General features: G+C 67.7%; 21 protein-coding genes and 1 tRNA gene. 7 read left to right on the forward strand and 15 right to left on the reverse strand.

The window, feature by feature from the left end; all coding sequences use genetic code 11:
* Positions 1–81: 81 nt before the first annotated feature.
* On the forward strand, positions 82–516 hold the full coding sequence (locus ACZ1H8_RS04015) for a VOC family protein (protein WP_465180093.1): 435 nt from the start codon (positions 82–84) through the stop codon (positions 514–516).
* Here ACZ1H8_RS04015 and ACZ1H8_RS04020 read toward each other — a convergent pair.
* Genes ACZ1H8_RS04020 through ACZ1H8_RS04050 form a run of 7 tightly spaced genes read right to left on the reverse strand, consistent with a single transcriptional unit; the run spans position 513 to position 8,451 of the window.
* Complete coding sequence (locus tag ACZ1H8_RS04020) at positions 513–1,505, reverse strand: DUF2891 domain-containing protein (RefSeq protein ID WP_465180094.1); 993 nt, start codon at positions 1,503–1,505, stop codon at positions 513–515. The two genes, ACZ1H8_RS04015 and ACZ1H8_RS04020, sit on opposite strands and share 4 nt — an antisense overlap.
* Positions 1,502–2,455 carry a DUF979 domain-containing protein gene (locus ACZ1H8_RS04025; RefSeq protein ID WP_465181333.1) on the reverse strand — a complete coding sequence of 318 codons (954 nt, stop codon included), beginning with the start codon at positions 2,453–2,455 and terminating at the stop codon, positions 1,502–1,504. Before ACZ1H8_RS04025 ends, ACZ1H8_RS04020 begins: the two co-directional genes overlap by 4 nt.
* A gap of 8 nt (positions 2,456–2,463) precedes the next feature.
* Complete coding sequence (locus tag ACZ1H8_RS04030) at positions 2,464–3,138, reverse strand: DUF969 domain-containing protein (RefSeq protein ID WP_110150444.1); 675 nt, start codon at positions 3,136–3,138, stop codon at positions 2,464–2,466.
* Entirely contained in the window at positions 3,135–6,668 is a 3,534-nt protein-coding gene (locus ACZ1H8_RS04035) for a hydantoinase B/oxoprolinase family protein (RefSeq protein ID WP_465180095.1), read from the reverse strand. The genes ACZ1H8_RS04030 and ACZ1H8_RS04035 overlap by 4 nt, the downstream gene beginning before the upstream one ends.
* Positions 6,669–6,727: 59 nt before the next feature.
* Complete coding sequence (locus ACZ1H8_RS04040) at positions 6,728–7,690, reverse strand: DMT family transporter (RefSeq protein ID WP_465180096.1); 963 nt, start codon at positions 7,688–7,690, stop codon at positions 6,728–6,730.
* A gap of 55 nt (positions 7,691–7,745) precedes the next feature.
* Positions 7,746–8,090 (reverse strand): hypothetical protein, encoded by a 345-nt coding sequence (locus ACZ1H8_RS04045; RefSeq protein ID WP_465180097.1) that lies wholly within the window; start codon positions 8,088–8,090, stop codon positions 7,746–7,748.
* Between the two features lie 31 nt (positions 8,091–8,121).
* Complete coding sequence (locus ACZ1H8_RS04050) at positions 8,122–8,451, reverse strand: DMT family transporter (protein WP_110153482.1); 330 nt, start codon at positions 8,449–8,451, stop codon at positions 8,122–8,124.
* Between the two features lie 257 nt (positions 8,452–8,708).
* On the opposite strand from ACZ1H8_RS04050, the gene ACZ1H8_RS04055 reads away from it, so the two are divergent.
* Both ACZ1H8_RS04055 and ACZ1H8_RS04060 read left to right on the forward strand, forming a co-directional pair.
* Positions 8,709–9,122, forward strand: coding sequence for a hypothetical protein (locus tag ACZ1H8_RS04055; RefSeq protein WP_465180098.1), 414 nt, complete (start codon positions 8,709–8,711; stop codon positions 9,120–9,122).
* Positions 9,123–9,282: 160 nt separating this feature from the next.
* Positions 9,283–9,696 (forward strand): hypothetical protein, encoded by a 414-nt coding sequence (locus ACZ1H8_RS04060; RefSeq protein ID WP_465180099.1) that lies wholly within the window; start codon positions 9,283–9,285, stop codon positions 9,694–9,696.
* A gap of 132 nt (positions 9,697–9,828) precedes the next feature.
* Here the strand turns inward: ACZ1H8_RS04060 and ACZ1H8_RS04065 are convergent.
* Positions 9,829–9,905 (reverse strand) — tRNA-Arg (locus ACZ1H8_RS04065).
* 116 nt (positions 9,906–10,021) lie between these two features.
* Between ACZ1H8_RS04065 and ACZ1H8_RS04070 the strand changes: the two genes are divergently transcribed.
* Positions 10,022–10,516 (forward strand): hypothetical protein, encoded by a 495-nt coding sequence (locus ACZ1H8_RS04070; RefSeq protein WP_465180100.1) that lies wholly within the window; start codon positions 10,022–10,024, stop codon positions 10,514–10,516.
* 45 nt (positions 10,517–10,561) lie between these two features.
* Here ACZ1H8_RS04070 and ACZ1H8_RS04075 read toward each other — a convergent pair whose 3' ends face one another.
* From ACZ1H8_RS04075 to ACZ1H8_RS04105, 7 genes are all read right to left on the reverse strand, one after another.
* Positions 10,562–12,874 (reverse strand): fused MFS/spermidine synthase, encoded by a 2,313-nt coding sequence (locus tag ACZ1H8_RS04075; protein ID WP_465180101.1) that lies wholly within the window; start codon positions 12,872–12,874, stop codon positions 10,562–10,564.
* A gap of 25 nt (positions 12,875–12,899) precedes the next feature.
* Complete coding sequence (locus ACZ1H8_RS04080; RefSeq protein ID WP_465180102.1) at positions 12,900–13,460, reverse strand: GNAT family N-acetyltransferase; 561 nt, start codon at positions 13,458–13,460, stop codon at positions 12,900–12,902.
* Positions 13,457–13,993 (reverse strand): GNAT family N-acetyltransferase, encoded by a 537-nt coding sequence (locus ACZ1H8_RS04085; protein WP_465180103.1) that lies wholly within the window; start codon positions 13,991–13,993, stop codon positions 13,457–13,459. The genes ACZ1H8_RS04080 and ACZ1H8_RS04085 overlap by 4 nt, the downstream gene beginning before the upstream one ends.
* Positions 13,990–14,535 carry a GNAT family N-acetyltransferase gene (locus ACZ1H8_RS04090; protein ID WP_465180104.1) on the reverse strand — a complete coding sequence of 182 codons (546 nt, stop codon included), beginning with the start codon at positions 14,533–14,535 and terminating at the stop codon, positions 13,990–13,992. Before ACZ1H8_RS04090 ends, ACZ1H8_RS04085 begins: the two co-directional genes overlap by 4 nt.
* Positions 14,532–15,518 (reverse strand): porphobilinogen synthase, encoded by a 987-nt coding sequence (gene hemB, locus ACZ1H8_RS04095; protein WP_465180105.1) that lies wholly within the window; start codon positions 15,516–15,518, stop codon positions 14,532–14,534. Before hemB ends, ACZ1H8_RS04090 begins: the two co-directional genes overlap by 4 nt.
* A gap of 37 nt (positions 15,519–15,555) precedes the next feature.
* Complete coding sequence (locus ACZ1H8_RS04100; protein WP_465180106.1) at positions 15,556–17,007, reverse strand: MATE family efflux transporter; 1,452 nt, start codon at positions 17,005–17,007, stop codon at positions 15,556–15,558.
* Positions 17,008–17,443: 436 nt separating this feature from the next.
* On the reverse strand, positions 17,444–17,761 hold the full coding sequence (locus tag ACZ1H8_RS04105; protein ID WP_465180107.1) for a GIY-YIG nuclease family protein: 318 nt from the start codon (positions 17,759–17,761) through the stop codon (positions 17,444–17,446).
* A 359-nt stretch (positions 17,762–18,120) separates the two neighbouring features.
* On the opposite strand from ACZ1H8_RS04105, the gene ACZ1H8_RS04110 reads away from it, so the two are divergent.
* From ACZ1H8_RS04110 to ACZ1H8_RS04120, 3 genes are all read left to right on the forward strand, one after another.
* The gene (locus tag ACZ1H8_RS04110; protein ID WP_465180108.1) at positions 18,121–18,519 is read left to right on the forward strand and encodes a glyoxalase superfamily protein; all 399 of its coding nucleotides are present in this window, start codon (positions 18,121–18,123) and stop codon (positions 18,517–18,519) included.
* 24 nt (positions 18,520–18,543) lie between these two features.
* The gene (locus ACZ1H8_RS04115; RefSeq protein ID WP_465180109.1) at positions 18,544–18,927 is read left to right on the forward strand and encodes a hypothetical protein; all 384 of its coding nucleotides are present in this window, start codon (positions 18,544–18,546) and stop codon (positions 18,925–18,927) included.
* Positions 18,928–19,089: 162 nt separating this feature from the next.
* Positions 19,090–20,265, forward strand: coding sequence for an MFS transporter (locus tag ACZ1H8_RS04120; RefSeq protein WP_465180110.1), 1,176 nt, complete (start codon positions 19,090–19,092; stop codon positions 20,263–20,265).
* Positions 20,266–20,313: the final 48 nt, after the last annotated feature.

Raw genomic sequence — 20,313 nt, forward strand, 5'->3', positions numbered from 1 at the left:
ACCATGCTGGCAGCAGGATCACGCCAAACGGAACGCGCCGCGCCGGCACGGCGTTGAGCGCGACATACAGGGAGGCGCGTCATGGAAGCGAAGGAACTGCACCGCGGCAGGCTGATCGATCATGTCCATCTGGTGGTGGCCGATCTGGAGGCCAGCCGCCGCTTCTATACCGCCATCATCGAGGCGCTCGACATCCCGTTCGGCGGGGCCGATGAACGCTATTTCTGGGTCGACGAACTGTTCGTGTCGACCGCCGACAGCGCAGCCGCAGCCGGCAACCTGACCGGGCGGCATCATCTGGCGTTCCAGGCGCGCGACGAGGCGATGGTCCAGGCATTTCACCGCGCCGGACTTGCCGCGGGCGGGACGGACAATGGCGGACCGGGGCTGCGGCCCTATCATCCCGGCTATTATGCCGCCTTCCTGCTCGACCCTGACGGCAACAATATCGAAGCCGTCTATCACGGCCCCGGACAGCGCAGCGCGCCGTCGGTACGGATCGCGTTCGACGCCTAGGCCAACCTCAGCGCGAGCAGCGCGAAGCTCGCCAGCCAATGGCTGCCCATATAGCTGTCGTCGAGATGGCCCAGGCTGGCATCGAGATGCGCCTGCGCCGTCGCCCGTGCCGCATCGGCCGCGGGGTGATCGCCCAGTGCCGCGGCGATGCTGCGCCAGCACCAGGCGCGGCTGAGGTTCAGTCCGTCGAGATGCGCGATCTTGCCGTCGTCGCGGTCGGAGACATAGGCCGGCACGAACAAGCTGGCCGGATCACCCGACGCGGCGCGCGGCAGGAAGGCGTCGAACCATTGGCCGAAATCCGCGCGGCCGAGCACCCGGCTCATCAGCAACGCCTCGCTGAGCGCAGAGGACAGGAACTCGTCCCCGCTCGGCTCCCAGGCCTGGCAGTCGCGGTCGCCGCCGAACCAGGCGCGCCCGCGCTCGTCGATCAGCCTCACCAGCGCGGGATCATACGTTTCCGCCCAGTCGCGCGCCAGCGTCAGCGCGAAGCTGGTGTTGAAATGCGTTCCCACCCGGATCGGATAGGTCAGCTTGGGGAGGAAAGCGTGGAAGCGCGCGGCAAAGGCGCGCGCCAACGGCTCCAGCGCCGCGCCCCAGCCCGCATCATGCCGCGCCGCCTCGCCGTGCAGCGCCAGCAGCCAGGCCCAGCCATAAGGCCGCTCGAACCCGGCGCTCATCGGTCGGTCGAGAAAGGCCAGTTCGCCCGCCACCTTGTCGGGCACCAGCATCCGGTCTGCCTTCGCCCGCACCTCGGCCGCCTCGGGCAGGTCGGGATAGAGGCGCGCGATCGTCAGCACCTGCCACCAGCCATGGACGCAGCTGTGCCAGTCGAAACTGCCGTGAAAGATCGGGTGATGCTCGATCGGCAGCCGCACATCGTGGGCGCCGTTCATCACCAGGTCCATCTTGTACGGCCATTGCTGTTCGAGATGGCCGAGCGTCAGCCGGGCAAAACCGGCGGCGAGATCGGGGGTGAGGTCGGTCATCGATAGGCCATGAAATAGATGAGGAGGATGTTGACGCCCAGCAGAGGCAGTGCGGTCATGACCTGCGCCTTGATCACGCCGTTGCGGTCGCGAAGCTCGAGCAGAGCCGCGGGCACCAGGTTGAAGTTGGCCGCCATCGGCGTCATCAGCGTGCCGCAGAAGCCGGCGAGCATGCCGATCGCCCCGATCACCGCGGGATCGCCGCCATAGTCGCGGATCAGCAGCGGCACGCCGATCCCCGCCGCCATCACCGGGAAGGCGGCAAAGGCATTGCCCATGATCATCGTGAACAGCGCCATGCCCAGCGCGAAGACGAGCACCGTCAGAAAGATGCTGCCGCCCGGGATCGCCGCGCGCGCCGTCTCGCCGACGATCGCGCCGACGCCGACGCTGGCGAACACCGCGCCCAGGGCCGCCAGCATCTGCGGCAACACCGCGGCCCAGCCGATCGCCTCGATCAGCCGGCTGCCTTCCTGCAGCGGCGCGGCGGCCGGCGGCCTCAGCCACGCCCAGATCACCAGCACCGCCAGGATCGCGCCCAGGCACAGGAACACATAGGTCTCGCGCTTCGCCTCGATCAGGCCCGACTGACCGAGCGGGGTATAGGCCCACACCACCGTGCCGATCAGCGCGGTCACCGGGATGACGAGCGCGGGCAGGAACACCCGGTTGCCCAGCCGCGCGCTGAACGCCTCGCGCTCGGCATCGCTGGTCGTCGGCGGCGTGCCGCGACCGAGCGCGCCGAAACCGGCAAGCCCGGCAAGCCCCAGCACGATCAGGCCGTTGGCGAGGTCGCCGATATGGGACCCGCCCAGCAGGCTGAGCGCCATCAGGCCCCAGAAGGCGGCATTGCCGAACCGCTTGCTGTTGCTGCGATCGATCACCGCGAAGATCGCGAAGGCGGCGAACAACAGCCCGAGCAGCGCATAGAGCGTGCCCATCGAGATCAGCGGACCGCTCACTTGCCCCGCCTCCCCAGCGACCGGTCGAGCAGCATCAACCGCAGGCCGTGGATCAGGAAGGCGGCGATCGCGGTCGGGATCGCCCACAGCGCCAGCTGGATCGGCGTGAGCTCGATCCGGTAGGTCGCCAGCGTCGCCTGGATCAGCACGATCGATCCGATCGCGAAGAAGATGTCCTCGCCGAAGAACAGCCCGACATTGTCGGTCGCCGCCGCGCTGGCCTTGACTCGGTCGACCGTGTCGGGGTCGAGCTCGCCATGTTCCTTCTCCGCCGCGGCCAGCGCCATCGGCGCGACCAGCGGGCGCACCGTCTGCGCCGGGCCGGCGGTCGAGTGCAGCCCGATCGCGGCGGTGATCTGGCGATAGAGGAGATAGAGGACGAGGAGCTTGCCGACGGTCGCCCCGCGAAAGCCGAGGATCACCGCGCGCGCCCGCTGCTGAAGGCCATAGCGTTCGAGCATGCCGATCGCGGGCAGCACGATCCACACGATCGCCAGGATGCGGTTGTCGTTGAACGCCTTGCCGAAAATCTGGGTGACCTCGACCGGGTTCTTCCCCGCGAGCAGCCCGGTGACATAGGCCGATGCGACGACGACCAGCATCGGATTGAGCCGCAGCGCAAAGCCGATGACGACGACTAGGATGCCGAGCAGCGGCAGATAATGGCTCATCGCCCATATCCTCCGCCGCCGGGCGTCTGGATCACGAACACGTCGCCGGGCGCCATCTCTGCGGAGGCCGTCGCGGGCAGGTCTTCCACGCCGCCATCGGCACGCTCGATCCGGTTGATGCCGACCGCGCCGTCACTGCCGCCGTCCAGCCCGAACGGGGCGACGCGGCGATGGTTGGACAGGATGCCGGCGCGCATCCCCTCGCGGAAGCGGATGCGCCGCACCGCGCCATCGCCCCCCTGCCATGCGCCCGCCCCGCCCGACCCGCGGCGGATCGCGAAGGTCTCGACCAGCACCGGATAGCGCGCCTCCAGCACTTCGGGATCGGTCAGCCGGCTGTTGGTCATGTGCGTCTGCACTGCGTCGCATCCGGCAAAACCCGGCCCCGCTCCGGCCCCGCCGGCGATCGTCTCATAATATTGGTGGCGGTCATTGCCGAAGGTGAAGTTGTTCATCGTCCCCTGCGACCCCGCCAGCGCGCCCAGCGCACCGAACAGCGCATCGGTCACCGCCTGGCTGGTCTCGACATTGCCGGCGACGACGGCGGCGGGATAGCGCGGGTTGAGCATCGATCCCTCGGGCACGCGGATCGTCACCGCGCGCAGGAAGCCGTCGTTCAGCGGCACGCTGGTCTCGATCAGCGTGCGCATCACGTACAGCACCGCCGCGCGCACCACCGCCAGCGGGGCGTTGAAATTGTCCGGTTGCTGATCGCTGGTCCCGGCAAAGTCGAAGGTCAGCGCCGGTGTCTCGCGATCGACGGTCACCGCCACCTGGATCGCGGCGCCGCTGTCCATCTCGTAGCGGAAGCTGCCATCGCTCAGCGTCGGAATCAGCGCGCGCACCGCCTGTGCGGCATGATCCTGGACATGCGCCATATAGGCCTGGACCACATCGACGCCGTAATCGGCGGCGGTGCCGCGCAGCCCGTCGGCGCCGCGCGCGCACGCCGCCACCTGCGCCGCCAGGTCGGCGATATTCTGGTCGATGTTGCGCGCCGGCCAGTCGCCCGAGCCGAGCAAAGCGCGGATCTCGTCCTCCAACAGATGCCCATGCTCGACCAGCAGGACATTGTCGAAGATGATGCCCTCTTCCTCGATGCTGCGGCTGTTGGGCGGCATCGATCCCGGGCTTATCCCGCCAATGTCCGAATGATGCCCGCGCGCCGCGACGAAGAAAGCGGGCGCCGCATCCTCGTCGCTGACGAACACCGGCTGGATGACGGTGATGTCAGGCAGATGCGTGCCGCCGTCATACGGCGCGTTCAGCGCATAGACATCGCCCGGGCGGATACCCCGCCCATCATCGCCACGCCGTGCCAATATGGTTCGGATACTCTCGCCCATCGAACCGAGATGGACGGGGATATGCGGCGCGTTGGCGATCAGGTTTCCGGCGGGATCGAACACTGCACAGGAGAAATCGAGCCGCTCGCGGATGTTCACCGACGATGCGCTGTGCCGCAGCGCCGCGCCCATTTCCTCGGCGATCGCCATGAACAGGCCGGAGAAGATTTCCAGCCGCACCGGGTCGAGCGCGGTGCCCAGCGCCGCGGTGGCGCGCGCCTCCGCCCGTCTGAGGATCAGGCAGCCATCGCCATCGACCGTCGCGCGCCAGCCGGGCTCGACGACGGTGGTCGCAACCGGATCGGTGATCATCGCCGGTCCCTGGACCACCGCGCCTTGCGCCAGATGCTTGCGATCGAACACCGGCGCCGCCTGGCGCTCGCCGTCCAGATAGGCCTCGACCGTCGCCACCGGCGGCTCGGTGCGCAGCGGGGCGTCGGGCAGCACCGTCGCGGCATCGCTTTCGGCGATCGCCTCGGCACGCAGCATGTCGACGATCAGCTCGCTCGTCGCCTCATAGCCGAAGCGCTGGCGATAGGCGGCGGCGAAGGCGCCGCGCATCGCCTCGGGCGTGTCCAGCGGCACTGCGATCGTGCTGTCGCTGCCCCGGGTGCGCAGGTGCGCGGTCGTCTCGACCCGCGTCGCCTCGGGCAAAGCCGCGCGCGCCTCGTTCGCCAGCGCATCGGCGACCGTGCCCAGCCCCGCATCGTCCGGCGCCAGCTCGACCGTCCGCTCGCGCACCTCGCGCCGCGCGGCGATGCCGATGCCATAGGCGGACAGTACCCCGGCGAGCGGGTGGATCATCACCGTCTCGATCCCCAGCGCGTCGGCCACCAGGCAGGCATGCTGCCCGCCCGCCCCGCCGAAGCTGGCCAGCGTGAAGCGGGTGACGTCATGGCCCCGCGCGATCGAGATCGACTTGATCGCATTGGCCATGTTGGCGACCGCGATCGCGATCAGCCCCTCGGCACAGGCGAGCGGTTCCATTCCCGCAGCGGCGGCCACCTCACCCAGCCGGGCTAGCGCCGCCTCGCGGTCCAGCGGCTGGTCGCCGCTCGCGCCGAACACGCTGGGAAAGAAGTCGGGCTGAACCTTGCCCAGCGCGACGTTGCAATCGGTCACGGTCAGCGGACCGCCGCGGCGATAGGCAGCCGGTCCGGGCAGCGCCCCGGCCGATTCCGGCCCGACCTTCAGCCGCCCGCCCTCGAAACTGCAGACCGATCCGCCGCCCGCCGCAACCGTATGGATGCGCAGCATCGGCGCGCGGATGCGGGCGCCCGCGACGATCGTCTCGTTGTCGCGCTCATACTGGCCGGCGAACAGCGACACGTCGGTCGAGGTGCCGCCCATGTCGAAGCCGATGACCCGGTCGAACCCGGCGCGCTTCGCCGTCTCCGCCATGCCGACGATCCCGCCGGCCGGGCCCGACAGGATCGCATCCTTGCCGCGAAAGCTGCGCCCCGGCGCCAGTCCGCCATTGGACTGCATGAACAAGGGCGAGGCGCCGTCCAGCGCATCCTCCAGCCGCTCGACATAGCGGCGCAGCACCGGCGACAGATAGGCGTCGACCACGCTGGTATCGCCGCGCCCGACCAGCTTGATCAGCGCCCCGACCTGATGGCTGGCGGAAATCTGGGTAAAGCCGATCTCGCGCGCCAGATCGGCAAGCGCCGCCTCGTGCGCGCTGTGGCGATAGCCGTGCATCAGCAGGATCGCGACCGCGCGCAGCCCGCGGGCATGCGCCGCCTCGAACGCGGTGCGCGCGGCGTCCAGGTCGAGCGGGTGCAGCACCTCGCCCTCATGGCTGACGCGTTCCTCGATCTCGACCGTCTCGGCATGGAGCGGCGCGGGGCGGACGATCCGGCGGGCGAAGATGTCGGGCCGGTCCTGCGTTCCGATCACCAGAGCATCGGCAAAGCCGCGGGTGATCGCCAGCAGCACCGGCTCGCCCTTGCGTTCGAGCAGCGCGTTGGTGGCGATGGTCGTGCCGATGCGGATCTCGGCCGGGGGCAGCGGCCCTTCGGCAACCCCGGTCAGCTGTCGGATCGCCGCGACGGCAGCGTCGTCATAGCGTTCCGGATCCTCGGACAGCAATTTGGCGGTGACCATGTCCCCCGCCGGTGTCCGCGCAACGACGTCGGTAAAGGTGCCGCCGCGATCGACCCAGAAATGCCATGGCTCCATGCGCGCAGGGTTTCGGGGCGCGGCGTGCCCGCGTCAAGCGCCGTCGGCGCCGCAATCGCTCATGCCGCCGCGCGCAGCTCGGGCGTCGGGCGACGATGCGCGGCGATGCAGCTGACCACCCCCGCGACGATCAGCGCGAATGCGCCCGCCTCCGCCAGGCTCGGCCACCTTCCCTCCCAGGCAAAGCCATAGATCAGCGCGAACAACGTCTCGAACAGGATCATCTGCCCGACCAGGGTCAGCGGCAACATCCGGCTCATCCGGTTCCACAGCGCATTGCCCAGGATCGACGCGAACAGCGCGACGCCGACCGACACGCCGCCCAGCAGCGCCCAGGCCGAACCGGCATGCGTCCCCGTGCCGATCGCCAGCGCCACCGGAACCAGCACCAGGCTCTGCGCGCCGGTGACGATCCCGGTCAGCAAATTCCACTCGTCGGAAGAGACCTGCTCCAGCCGCCCGAGCCAGCGGGCATTGCCGACCGCGAACGCCGTCCACGACGCGAGCGCCCCGATCGCGCACGCCAGGCCGGTCAGCTGTGCCCCAACCGATCCCGAGGCGGGCATCGCGACCGCCTGCCACCCGATACAGACCGCTCCGCCGACGCACAGCAGCAGCGACGGCGCGAGGCGCGTCAGTGGCACCGCGTCGCGGTCGCGACTGCCGATGATCGTCACGGCCACAGGCAGGAAGCCGATCACCAGCGAGGTCATGGCGACCCCCCCGATCTGAACCGCGCTGGCGAGCAGGATGAAGTAGGCGGTGTTCCCCGCAAGCGCGAGCCAGCCCAGCGCGATCCACTCGCGCCGCCCGATCGCACCGCGAAGCCGCCGCCACCGCGGCGCGATCAGCGCGGCCGAGATCAGCCCATAGGCCAGATACCGCCCGATGGTGAGCTGCAACGGCCCGAACTCGCGCACCAGCTCGGGCGCAAGAAACACCAGCCCCCAGAGCGCGCCGGCCCCCATGCCGCACAGGATGCCGAGCCCGATCGATCGGCTGGAGGCGTGGGACTGCGTCATCGTGCCGCCCCGTGCCAGCCGAAGCCCAGCTTGTCATCGGGCGATCGGCACGCCGTCAGCGAAACTCCCGGACCACCTCGATCGCGCCGACGATCGCGTCGTTGAACGCGTCCATCTCCTCCGCCGGAATCCAGTATTCGCGGTGCGCGCGGCCGCCCGCATCCTGGACGTCATAGGCGCTGAGAAAGTCGCGGCGTACCTCGAAGCGGGTGACGAATCCCGCGCCGCTGTCGCGGACATTCCAGTCGCGTGCGATCTTCACCGCATAGTCCTCGGTCGTGACCGGGTAGAAGATCGGCTGGTCGGGCAGGCGCGGCGGGAAGCGCCGCATCCCGCTCTCGTGGATCAGCGCCAGTTCGGCCGGCCCCACCGGCCGCCACAGGGTCGTCGTCTCGGTCATTTCCGCTGGCTACCTGCTTCGCACCCGCCGCTCAATGCGCGACCGAGGAGGAGAACAGGTTCATCACCACCACCCCGCCGACGATCATCGCCATGCCGATCATCGCCGCCAGGTCGAGCTTCTGCCCCTGGAACAGCCAGGCGATCGTCGCGATCAGCACCACCCCGACGCCCGACCAGATCGCATAGGCGATCCCGGTGGGAATGGTGCGAAGCGTCAGCGAGAGGAAATAAAAGGCGACGCCATAGCCCAGCGCCATCGCCGCGGTCGGAAGCGGCCGGGTGAAGCCGTCGGACAGCTTGAGCAGCGAGGTCGCGGCCACTTCCGCGACGATCGCGATGGCGAGGTAGAGATAGGCCATGCAAGGCGGCTCCGGTTGCGGGACGATCGCCGAGTAACGGCCGCGCCGCAAAACAAAAAGGGGCGGCGGAAGCTGCCCCTTTGTGATCCCCGATTTCCTGCTGGGAGGAAATGGCGCGCCCTGACGGCAGGCAAATCGATGCCCGGATACCGGACGAAATAATTAGACACACGCCTCTTAAATCATCGCTTGTACATCACCTCAGGTAGTGATGATTTGGAGCCAACGAATCGCCCTTTTGACCGAAGGATGCTGCAATGTTGATTGGCATGATCATGGCATTGGCATTTTCACCGCCGCAAGACACCGGCACGGAGACAGTTATCTTCGGGAATATTCCCGTCAATTATATGCCTTCATCAGCTCTTCTGGGTGTTGAGGCGAAGTGCCATCACAGCGTAGTTCGGATCTCGATAGACCAGCAACCTGGATCCAGTCGACGACTTATTGTTACCCGTAACGGTCGAACATTTTCACCCGCTCTCACCGCGAGCCTTCGTCAAATGCTTGAAGAGCATATGGTCGACCATATGTCGGTGCTTGATTGCGGGCGCCCCGGCGAGGAAAAAACCAGGATCTTCATTTATCAGCCGGTGACGCCCTCCACGCCCCCGATGATGACTAAATTTTTAGTTACTGTCCTGAAGGACAGGATAGAGATTGGTAGATAAAACCCGCGATGATCTCAAGGAAGACCATTTAGTCAGTGCGATTTGAACGGACGATCTCCTATTAAGATATCGCATCATGTTGACACTCCCCCCCCTAATTGTCGCTGGTCACTGGGACAAAGGAGCGCTGACATAACGACTTTGACGTTGGGATAACACGATGTTGATTGATACAATCTTAGCCCTGGCGTTCGCGCCGATGCAGGACACGGCCGGGCAGACAATCGTCCTTGCCGACAGGCCCGAAACCAACATGCCCATATCCGTGCTGGTGAGTGCCGAGGCGAAATGCCCTCATAGTGTAGTGAGGATTTCGGTAGATCAGCACCCCAACAGCATTCGCCGAAGGATTTCCGTCGCCCGCAACGGACGGGCCTTCGCGCCCGCTATCACTGCGAGCCTTCGCCAGCTGCTCGAAGGAAAAATAGTCGACCATATTGCAGTGTTTGATTGCGGCACCCTGCATGAGCAAAAGACCCGCTTCTTCATCACCCTGCCGGACATGCCCTCCTCGCCGCCAGCCAAGTCAGCATTTTTTGTAAGCGTCCTGAAGGATCGGATAGAATTCAGGTGAGATGCACGGCCGATGACATCGGCTGATCAGATGGGAAAAGCTCGCAGCTACGTCCTGACCAATATGCCGCAAAACAAAAAGGGGCAGCCGAAGCTGCCCCTTTGTGACCCTCGATTTCCTGCTGGGAGGAAATGGCGCGCCCGGAACGATTCGAACGTCCGACCCTCAGATTCGTAGTCTGATGCTCTATCCAGCTGAGCTACGGGCGCTTGGGAGTGGCGCTGATAGAAGCGACTCCGGATTCGCGCAAGCCCTTTGTCGCGACTTTCTTCAGCTTATTTTCGCGGCGGTTGCGCGGCCCTCTTGCGCGGCATAGATCGATGCCATGCGTCGCGCCGCCTTTCCCCTTCTCGCCCTGGCACTTGCCGGCTGTTCGGACACCGGCCGGACCTATCCCTCGCTGTTGCCCCGGCCGATCGAGTCGGTCGGCATCGCCGAGCCGAAGCGGACCGTGCCCGTGGCCGAGCCCGATGCGGCGCTGGACAAGCGCGTTGCCGAGCTGCTCGGCACGCTGGAGGCGCAGCAGCGTGCCTTCTCGACGCTGGCCAACGAGACCGAGGCGAAGGTCGCGGTCGCCAGCGGGCTGCCGCGCGGATCGGACCGGTGGCTGGATGCCCAGACCGCGCTGACCCAGCTGAGCGGGACGCGCGGGTCGGTGACCGATACGCTGCTGGCGCTCGAGGGGCTGGCAAGCGAACGGGGCATGGCGGGCAAGGTGCCCTACCCCGCGCTGGACGCGGCGGTGGCGCGCGCATCGCAGATCGACGCGCAACAGGCGGCGCGGCTGCGCAGCCTGGAGGCCGCGCTCGGCACCCCCTGATCGGCCGGGCGGCGGCGCAGGATGCTTCCTGCGCCGAGATATATCTTAGTCGCCCGCCCCCTTGTCCCACGGCATCCGCGCCGGACGCAGCACCGGAAGGATCGAGGCATAGTCGTCGGTCCAGCCGGTGAAGCCCGGCTTGCGCTCCAGCGGGGTCCAGCCGCGGGTCGCATCGCCCAGTCGCTTGAGCACCGCCGGATCGGGTGACAGCGCGATCCAGTCGGACGCGGTCGCCTCGGGCTCGGGCTCGGCATTGACCGTGATCTTGCCGCTGGCGGTCGGCGTCGCGATGAAATTCATCATCGGCTCGTAGCGGAACTCGGCCGCATGCCAGCCGCCGCGCGCCGCTGCCTCGGCGACGACCGGATCGAGCGCCATGTAGCGGTTGGAGATGTGGACCAGCAGCAGCCCGTTCGGCGCCAGCACCCGGCGATAGACGGCGAAGGCCTCGTCGGTCATCAGGTGCATCGGCACCGCGTCGGACGAAAAGGCGTCGAGCGCCAGCAAGTCGAGGCTGGCGGGCGCCTGCTGTTCCAGCCGGACGCGGGCGTCGCCGACGACGATCTTCGCATCGGGCGCGCACTGGCTGAGATAGGTGAAGGCGCCCGAATCGCGCGCCAGCGTCACCACCGCCGGATCGATCTCGAAAAACTGCCAATGCTGGCCGGGCCGGGCATAGCAGGCGAGCGTACCGGTCCCGAGGCCGACGACGCCGATCCGAGCGCCGGGTCCGTAGAGGCCGGGGGCGGCGAGCATCGCCTGGCCCACGCCCGAACCCTGGACATAATAGGTGGTGGGCTGACGCGACCAGGCGCCCTTGAGCTGGACGCCGTGCAGCGTGGTGCCGTGCGCCAGCCGCCTTAGATTGGGCAAATCGGTCATGGTGTAGACGCCGAAATAGCTGCGCATCCGCGTGCCCGAGGCGGACACCTCCAGCGCCTGGTGCAGGCCCAGCAGGAACAGCGCGCCGATCAGCGCCGCGACGAAGACCGGGCGGCAGCCGATCGCGGCCACCCCGATCAGCGCGACGCCGAGAAACGCGGTGCGATCGGCGAAGTCGGAAGATTGCGCCCAGGCGTTGAGGCTGAACAGGTCGCGAATGCCGACCAGCACGAACAGCGAAATCAGGAAGATCGCCGCCAGCGCCTTGACCAGCGCGACCTGTCTGTCGCCGCGCCAGAGCCTTTCGAGGATCGGCAGCAGATAGCGCTGCGGCACAAGCATGCCGGCGGCGATCACCAGCAGCGGATATTCATAGGTCCAGTCGAAGATCGTCGGCGCGATCAGCGCGGCGAACACGCCGCCCAGCACGCCACCGACCGACATGGCGAGATAGAAGCCGGTCAGCCGGTCGGGCTCGGGCCGCAGCTCGTACATCCGCCGGTGGCAGGACACCGCGACCAGCAGCAGCAGGAAGAGGCCGATCGCGGCGTTGACATAGGGATAGTCGTGATTGCCGGTGATGAAGGTCGATCCGGCGATCAGCAGGAAGGCCGGCGTCAGCTTGGGCAGCAGCCAGTCGAGGAACGGGCTTTCGCGAAAGGCGAGCGAGAAGCTGAGCAGATACAGCCCCAGCGGCACCACCCACAGCATCGGCACGGCAACGATGTCGGTCGTGAGGAAGGTGGTGGTCGCCAGCATCAGGCCCGAGGGGACCAGCGCCAGCACGATCCAGTGGGCGACGCGGCGCTTCGTCGGCGCCTCGCTGCTGTGGCGGACATGCGGAACGTCGGGCGGACGCTTGGGCAGCAGCAGTGCGCAGCCGGCGATCAGCAGGAAGACCAGGCCATAGCCCGCGGTCCACAGCCAGCTCTGGCTGCCCAGCGCCATATTGGGCTCGACCAGCAGCGGATAGGCGAGCAGCCCGCCGAAGCTGCCGATGTTCGATGCGGCATAGAGCGCATAGGGATCGCGCCCGCCGCTGGCGACCGAGAACCAGCGCTGGAGCAACGGCGCCTGGGCGGAGATGGCGAAGAACAACGGGCCGATCGAGGCGACCAGCAGCCAGGGCACCCACACCGCCGGCTCGGCATCGGCGGGCAGGTTGATGTTCCACAGCGAGATCGGCAGCCACAGCGCCGCGACGGCGAGCAGGCCGAGATGGATCAGCGCCTGGCGCCGCACCGGCACCCGGCCCAGCCAATGGGCATAGGCATAGCCGCCCAGCAGCAGCGCCTGGTACACCAGCATCGCCGAGTTCCACACCGCCGGCGCCCCGCCCAGCTTGGGCAGCGCCATGCGCGCGATCATCGGCTGGACGAGGAACAGCAGGAAGGATCCGGCCAGGATCGCCGCGACGAAGAGCTTGTGCGTGGCCGCGGGCGCGGGCACCGCGTCCTTTTCCGCCTGGTCGGTCATCGTCGGGTCTCCAGGCAAGGCGGCGTCAGGGTCGAAACGGTTCGGCAGGCGCCGGCCGGTCAGCGGGCCGGGCGATGCGATAGGTGATGTGCGGGATCAAATGCCCCTGCGCCTTGGGATGATCGAAATCGTCCTGCGGCGCGCGGACCATGCCCAGCCGCTCCATCAGGCCCCAGCTGGCGGTGTTGCCGGGCGTGGTGATCGCGGCGACATGATCGACCGGCAGATGGTCCCAGACCCAGTCGAGGCTGGCCTGAGCCGCCTCGCGGGCATAGCCCTTGCCCCAATGTTCGTGCGCGAGGCGCCAGCCGATCTCGATCTCTCCCTCGATCGGCGTATCCTCGGCACCCGGCTTCACCCCGCAAAAGCCCAGGAACGCGCCATCCTCGCGCCGCTCGATCGCCCAGAAGCAATGGCCGTGCGCGGCGCGAATGCCCTCGATCCGCTCGATCAGCGCCGCCACCTCGTCGCGGCTCATCAGCGGCCCCAAAGTCGCCATGACGCGCGGGTCCTGCCCCATCGCCGCAAAGGGATCGAGGTCGGCGGACGTCCAGCCGCGCAGGAAGAGGCGTTCGGTGAGAATCATGCCGGTCGGTCGATCGCATAGACGATCATCGCGCCCAAGGGATCCCCGGCACGAAATTCGGGATGGGCGAAGTCGAGATCGGTGCGCCGCCGCATGCCCAGCCGCTCCATCAGCCCCCACGACCTTGTGTTGCCGATCACCGTCCAGGCGGCGATCCGCCGGCGGCCGGTATTGGCCCAGCCCCAGGCGAGGCTCGCCTCCGCCGCCTCGCGCGCGATGCCCTGCCCCCACCAGGCCTCGCCGATGCGCCAGCCGATCTCGAGCTCTTCGGGGACGGGCGTGCCGGCATGGCCGCCGATGCGCACCCCGCACACCCCGGCCAGCGCGCCGCTGTCGCGCAGCTCGACCGCCCACATGCAATGCCCGTCGCGCGCCTGAAGCGCGATCTGGCGGTCGATGATCCGGTCATGCGCCGCCTGGTCGGTCGGGCCGCCGAAATGCGCCATCATCGCCGGCGTGTTGACCAGCGCGTGGAAGACCGGCTTGTCCGCCTGGCGCCAGGGCCGCAGGATCAGGCGATCGGTCTCGATCATGCGCGCGGCCGGTCCGCCGGGCGGTCGATCGCGAAGGTCACCGTCGGCTGCAGCCGGTGGCCGTCGGGGAACAGGCTGGTCAGATAATCGCCATCCGCCAGCCGGTGCATGCCCAGCCGCGCCATCAGCTTCTGGCTCTTCTCGTTCACCGCCGAGGTGATGGCGACGATCCGGTCCGCACCGATCCGGCCCCACGCATCGTCGATCACCGCGGCCATCGCCTCCTGCGCATAGCCCTGCCCCCATCCGTGGCGGCCGAAGATCCAGCCTGCCTCGACCAGCCCCGCGATCGGCGAATTGGGGGCGCCGGGCTTCAGCCCGCAAAAGCCGATGATCGCGCCATCCTCGCGCCGTTCGACGCCCAGGAAGCCGAGCCCCTCGCCGCGATAGCCGTCATGCCGCGCCAGCGACGCCTCGGCGCCCGCCCGGTCCTGGCCGGGGAACAGGTCCGCCATCACGACCGGATCGCTGAGGATCGCGACCAACGCCTCGCGGTCGCCCGGCCCGGGCGTGCGCAGGATCAGCCGCGCAGTCTCGATCACGCGCTCAGCAGCCGCGCGGCATGCGGCGCGTGATAGGTCAGCACGCCCGAACAGCCCGCGCGCTTGAACGCCATCAGCGTCTCGATCACCAGCGCCTCGCGCTCGCCCGCGCCGGCCGCGACCGCCGCCTCGATCATCGCATATTCGCCGCTCACCTGATAGGCGAAGACCGGCACCTGGAACTCGCTCTTCACCCGGACGATGATGTCGAGATAGGGCAGGCCCGGCTTGACCATCACGCTGTCGGCGCCCTCGGCCAGGTCGAGCGCGACCTCGCGCAGCGCTTCCTCGGCATTGGCGGGGTCCATCTGATAGGTCTTCTTGTCGCCCTTCAGCAGCCCGCGCGAGCCAACCGCGTCGCGGAACGGGCCATAGAAGCCCGAGGCATATTTGGCGGAATAGGCCATGATCTGGACATTGCGGTGCCCGCCCTGTTCCAGCGCGTCGCGGATCAGCCCGACGCGGCCGTCCATCATGTCGCTGGGCGCGACGATGTCGGCCCCGGCCTCGGCCTGGACGCGGGCCTGATCGACCAGCACCGACGCGGTCTCGTCGTTCAGAACATAGCCGGCGGCATCGACCAGCCCGTCATGGCCGTGGCTGGTATAGGGATCGAGCGCGACGTCGGTCAGCACGCCCAGATCGGGCACCGCATCCTTGATCGCGCGGATCGTGCGGCACATCAGATTGTCGGGGTTGAACGCCTCGCGCCCGTCGTCGCTGCGCAGCTCGTGCGGGGTATTGGGGAACAGGGCGACGCACGGGATGCCGAGCGACACCGCCTCTCGCGCGCGCTCGACGATCTTCGCGATCGACCAGCGCGAGACGCCGGGCAGCGTGGCAATTGGCTCCTCGTCCGCCCCTTCGCTGACGAACAGCGGCCAGATCAGGTCGGCCGGGGTCAGGACGGTCTCGGCGTGCATCCGCCGGCTCCAGCCGGAAGAACGGATGCGGCGGAGGCGAAGTGCGGGATACTGACTCATGGCCGGGCTTCTGCGCCTGTTGCCCGCGACAGGCAAGTCAGCCGGCGGGTTTCAGCCGCCCGGCGGGCTCGGCATCGGACAGCGCCTGTTCCTCCAGATGCGCATGGTCGGGCGGCACGGCGAGCTGGCCCTTGCGCCAATTCCCCCAGCGATAATAGGTCGCGGCCATCAGCAGCGTCGCGGTCGACCCCAGCGGGAAGCTCCACCAGATCGCATCGGCGCCCAGCACCGGCAGCATCGCCAGCGCGAAGCCGATGCGGATCGGGTAGAGCGCGATGATCAGCGCGATCAGCGGCGCCCACACCGCGCCATTGGCGCGCACGGTCGAGAACAGCACCATCGTCATGCCGAACAGGACGAAGTTCCAGCTGGCGATCAGCTGGATATGCCGGCCGATCGGGATCGCCGGGCTGTCATGCCCGACGAACAGCGCCATGACCGGCCGGTCGAACAGGATGACCGCGCCGACCATCGCCCCGGTGATCAGGCAATTATAGACCAGACCCGACCGGGTGATCTGCGCGATCCGGTCCCAGCGGCCGGCACCGATATTCTGCGCCGCCATCGCGCTGACCGCGGCACCGATCGCCATCGCCGGCATCTGGATATAGGTCCATAGCTGCTGGCTCACGGCATAGGCGGCGGCGGTCTCGACGCCCTCGCGATTGACCAGTCCGATCATGGTCAGTCCGGCAAAGGTCATCACCAGCATCTGCGCGCCCATCGGCAGCCCCTTGGCGATGATCGTGCGCATCAGCGCACGCTCGGGCAGCAGCCATTTCAGCTCCGCCCCGCGCAACCGAATCGGCAGGTCGCGCCAGTAGAGGGTGATCACCAGCCCGATCGCCGCGACATGATTGGCGATCAGCGTCGCGGTCGCAGAGCCGGCGATCCCCATCCGCGGGAACGGGCCGATCCCGGCGATCAGCAGCGGGTTCAGCCCGGCATCGATCACCACCGACAGCCCCATGAACCAGAGCGGCGTCATCGCATCGCCCGCACCGCGCAGTCCCATCATCAGCAGCACCAGCAGCATCGCCGCGGGGAGCCCGAGGAAGATCACGCGCAGATAGGCCTCGGCCATCGCCATCGCCTCGGGCGGGGTCGCCAGCACATGCAGGATCGCGGGCGAGAACAGCCAGCCCAGCAGCGAGACGACGATCGCCCCGCCCAGCACCAGCCCGACCGCCGACCCGAACGCCCGCCGCGCGCCCTCGACATCGTGCCGCCCCATGCTCTGACCCACCAGAATGGTCGCCGCCATGCCGAAGCCGAACACGGCGGAGAACATCAGGAACATGATGATGTTGGCATTGCTGGTCGCCGCCAGCGCGCTTTCCCCCAGAAAACGACCGACCCAGATCGAGTTGATCGACCCGTTGAGCGACTGAAGCACGTTCGACCCCAGGGTCGGCAGCGCGAACAACAGCAAGGTGCTGCCGACATTACCCTGGGTCAAGTCGCGGCGCGGTTTGGAGGAAGATGCCATCGCCCGACACTACTGCGATGCGGGCGAGTTGTTCCAGCGGCGATACTGTCGGGTGGGGGCGTGTGTTCTGGTTGAAGCAGGTGTTCGCCTGGTGCAAGTCGTCGGCCCACAATTACCCCGGCTGAAATGCCGGGGTCCACCCTTCCTCCATCCCGGATCTTGTGACGCGCGCGACGGACGCCCGGGGCGGCGCTGGCTTCCGGACCCTCACGTCCGGGACGTGCCGCCCGGTGGACCCCGGCATTTCAGCCGGGGTGACGAACTGGGTGGTGAAGCGATATGCGTGAAACTCCGGTGAGTGGACGTCCACATCTGGAGCGACACCCGGCCGTCACAACCAACCCGTCACCCCGGCCGGAGTGCCGGGGTCCACCCTTCCTCCATCCCCGAGCCGGTGGAGCGCGAGGCGCCCCCCCCTTGAACGACGTCACCCCCGCTATCGCGTCGGCAGTGGCGCAAACCCGAGGTCCAGCGCCAGGTCACGCCAGTCCGGATTATCGCGCTCGATCAGGTTGAGCTTGAACTGGCGCTGCCACTTCTTGATCGCTTTCTCGCGGCGGATCGCGAATTCCATCTCGTCGTGCATTTCGAAATAGACGAGCGTCACCGCGCGATGCGCCGCTGCGAAGCCGCCCGCAATGCCCTCGCGGTGCTGGTACAGGCGGGCGAGGAGGTCGGAGGTGACGCCGGTATAGAGCGTGCCGTACCTGCCGCTGGCGAGGATGTAGACGCAGGGCTGCCGGTCGCGGAACATGAGCCGGAGGGTGGCGCGGGGGGCGTGGGTTCGCAATGCGGCGGTCGTGGCGAGTGGTCTGGCTTGCTCCGCTTTGGACGTAGTTATGACGCGGGTGTGTGCAGGAACCTGGGGTACGGGATCTGCCGCACGGTGGACCCCGGCACTACGGCCGGGGTGACGAAGTGAGTGGGACGGCCGCCTCAATAGATCCGTCGCCCTGGCCGCCGTACTCCTCCCATCCTGGAGCCGATGATGGTGAGGCATCGCCGGTGGGAACGACCGTTGACAGGATCGCGCGGTCCCCGCAGCATGCGGCTCCGGACACCGCTCCGTGACCGGCACGCGCACCGCCGCCCCTGCCCGACGAGGAAGATGTGATGGGCAAGTCTGCGCCGGACGGGATCACGTTCGGACGCGCGGCGCCGATGATCTGTGTTCGCGACATTCGGGCCGCACAGGATTTCTATTCCCGCATCCTGGGTTTCGAGACCGTGTTCGAGAATGGCGATCCGGTCGGGTTCATGGTGCTGAAGAAGGATCAGGCGGAAATCCACCTGAGCCGAAAGCCGGACCACAAGGCGTCGACCGTCAATGTCATGCACATGTTCGTCAGCGACGTCGCCGCGCTCTACGCCATCTGCGAGGCGGGGGGTGTGAGGATCATCAAGGGTCTGACCGACAAGGACTATGGGCAGCGGGCCTTCGTTTTCGCCGATCCCGATGGGAATCGCATCGATATTGGTGAGAAACGTCCTAGGCGCCAGAATGCCGACTGATATGAGTTGGCGGGGGGTACGACGATGTCGTTACATGAACTCAACGAGCGATCGTCCACGAATATGGCCAAGGTCGGCCTGTTGGTGGGCGGAGGCGGCTTGATCGCCTACGGATTCATCCTCCTCAGGACTGCGATCGGGCTGCAGGAAAGCCCCTGGGATGCTATCGCATTCGTTCTGATCGCCTGCGCGATGCCGTCGATCTACTGGCTCGACAAAATGGGCGTGATACGCACGCCCCTGGCATCAATGTCGCTGCCCGCTGCCACGATCTGGGGCGGACTTACAGTGAGCATGGTCTCTCTGGAGCTGTCTCCCGATGACATGACGATGCGGGTCGGCGGTATTGTTTTGATAGTGATCGGCGGCGCCTTTGCGTTCGTGAAAAGTTACCTGACAAGAACCTGATTTTTCCAGGCCGTCGGGGTCCTCGGCTTGTCCGCCGAGGTGACTGATTCTTTTCAGGATGACGCCACGGCAGGAGTCACCACTCCCTCCACCCAAACCTTGGTTTGCCTTTTCGGCCTCCGTCGGCGCACCTAGATGGCGGGCCTATCGAAAGGGCACGTCATGCACGGAACCACACCCCCCGCACTGTCGCGCGGTCTCGTCTGGGCAATGGCGGCGGCGGCCGGTGTCGGGGTCGCGAACATCTATTACAATCAGCCGATGCTGGCGGTGATGGAAGGCGAGCTTCCGGGCAGGCTGACTGCGTTCGTCCCGACGATCACCCAGATCGGCTACGCCGCCGGCCTGTTCCTGCTGGTGCCGCTGGGCGACCTGGTCGAGCGCAAGCGGTTGATCGTCGCGCAGTTCGTGCTGCTCGCGGTGTCGCTGGTCTTTGCCGGTATGGCGGGCGGCGCCTGGTCACTGCTGGCGGCGTCGCTGGGGATCGGTATCTTTGCCACGGTGGCGCAGCAGGTCGTGCCGCTGGCGGCGCATCTGGCGGTGCCCGAGCGGCGCGGCGCGGTAGTCGGCACGGTGATGGCGGGGCTGCTGGGCGGGATCCTGCTCAGCCGGACGGTGGCCGGGTTCGTCGCGACCCATGCCGGGTGGCGCGAGATGTTCCTGCTGGCCGCGCCGGTGGCGCTGGCGATGGGCGGATGGATGGCATGGCGCCTGCCGCGCAGCCGGCCCGACGCGCGGATCAGTTATGGCGCGTTGCTCGCCTCGCTGCTGCATCTGTGGCGCGAATTTCCGGCGCTGCGCCGCGCGGCGATCACCCAGGCGCTGTTGTTCGCCGGCTTCACCGCCTTCTGGACCGTGCTGGCGTTCCGTCTGCTGGAGCCACGCTTCGGCCTGGGGGCGGATATCGCCGGGCTGTTCGGGGTGGTGGGCGCGGTGGGGATCGCCGCGGCGCCACTGGCCGGGCGGGTGGCCGATGCGCGCGGGCCGCATCTGGTGATCGTGTCGGGCGCGGCGCTGGCCTTGCTGTCCTGGGCGATCTTCGGGCTGTGGACCTCGATTGCCGGACTGGTCGCAGGCGTGATCCTGCTCGACTTCGCGATCCAGGGCGTGCTCGTGTCGAACCAGCATATCGTCTATGCGCTGCGGCCCGAGGCGCGGGCCCGGCTCAACACGCTGTTCATGGGCGCGATGTTCGTCGGCGGCGCGGCGGGTTCGGCGGCGGCGACGGCGCTGTGGGGCAGCTGGGGCTGGAACGGCGTGGTCGCGTTCGGCGCAGCAGCTTCGGCGCTGGCAGTTGCGGTGCAGGCGATCGGGGTCAGGGCGCGCCGGCGGGGCTGACCCGGGGCGGGAGCGGATCGCCACGCTGAGTAGCGGGAAGCTGTAGCA

Source organism: Sphingomonas sp. BL-S-25 (assembly GCF_055521555.1).

Bases quoted from the DNA above. Each gene is read 5' to 3' on its own strand.
- ACZ1H8_RS04015 (WP_465180093.1), top strand. From the start codon at position 82: ATGGAAGCGAAGGAACTGCACCGCGGCAGGCTGATCGATCATGTCCAT.
- ACZ1H8_RS04020 (WP_465180094.1), bottom strand. From the start codon at position 1,505: ATGACCGACCTCACCCCCGATCTCGCCGCCGGTTTTGCCCGGCTGACG.
- ACZ1H8_RS04030 (WP_110150444.1), bottom strand. From the start codon at position 3,138: ATGAGCCATTATCTGCCGCTGCTCGGCATCCTAGTCGTCGTCATCGGC.
- ACZ1H8_RS04035 (WP_465180095.1), bottom strand. From the start codon at position 6,668: ATGGAGCCATGGCATTTCTGGGTCGATCGCGGCGGCACCTTTACCGAC.
- ACZ1H8_RS04040 (WP_465180096.1), bottom strand. From the start codon at position 7,690: ATGACGCAGTCCCACGCCTCCAGCCGATCGATCGGGCTCGGCATCCTG.
- ACZ1H8_RS04045 (WP_465180097.1), bottom strand. From the start codon at position 8,090: ATGACCGAGACGACGACCCTGTGGCGGCCGGTGGGGCCGGCCGAACTG.
- ACZ1H8_RS04050 (WP_110153482.1), bottom strand. From the start codon at position 8,451: ATGGCCTATCTCTACCTCGCCATCGCGATCGTCGCGGAAGTGGCCGCG.
- ACZ1H8_RS04055 (WP_465180098.1), top strand. From the start codon at position 8,709: ATGTTGATTGGCATGATCATGGCATTGGCATTTTCACCGCCGCAAGAC.
- ACZ1H8_RS04060 (WP_465180099.1), top strand. From the start codon at position 9,283: ATGTTGATTGATACAATCTTAGCCCTGGCGTTCGCGCCGATGCAGGAC.
- ACZ1H8_RS04070 (WP_465180100.1), top strand. From the start codon at position 10,022: ATGCGTCGCGCCGCCTTTCCCCTTCTCGCCCTGGCACTTGCCGGCTGT.
- ACZ1H8_RS04075 (WP_465180101.1), bottom strand. From the start codon at position 12,874: ATGACCGACCAGGCGGAAAAGGACGCGGTGCCCGCGCCCGCGGCCACG.
- ACZ1H8_RS04080 (WP_465180102.1), bottom strand. From the start codon at position 13,460: ATGATTCTCACCGAACGCCTCTTCCTGCGCGGCTGGACGTCCGCCGAC.
- ACZ1H8_RS04085 (WP_465180103.1), bottom strand. From the start codon at position 13,993: ATGATCGAGACCGATCGCCTGATCCTGCGGCCCTGGCGCCAGGCGGAC.
- hemB (WP_465180105.1), bottom strand. From the start codon at position 15,518: ATGAGTCAGTATCCCGCACTTCGCCTCCGCCGCATCCGTTCTTCCGGC.
- ACZ1H8_RS04100 (WP_465180106.1), bottom strand. From the start codon at position 17,007: ATGGCATCTTCCTCCAAACCGCGCCGCGACTTGACCCAGGGTAATGTC.
- ACZ1H8_RS04105 (WP_465180107.1), bottom strand. From the start codon at position 17,761: ATGTTCCGCGACCGGCAGCCCTGCGTCTACATCCTCGCCAGCGGCAGG.
- ACZ1H8_RS04110 (WP_465180108.1), top strand. From the start codon at position 18,121: ATGGGCAAGTCTGCGCCGGACGGGATCACGTTCGGACGCGCGGCGCCG.
- ACZ1H8_RS04115 (WP_465180109.1), top strand. From the start codon at position 18,544: ATGTCGTTACATGAACTCAACGAGCGATCGTCCACGAATATGGCCAAG.
- ACZ1H8_RS04120 (WP_465180110.1), top strand. From the start codon at position 19,090: ATGCACGGAACCACACCCCCCGCACTGTCGCGCGGTCTCGTCTGGGCA.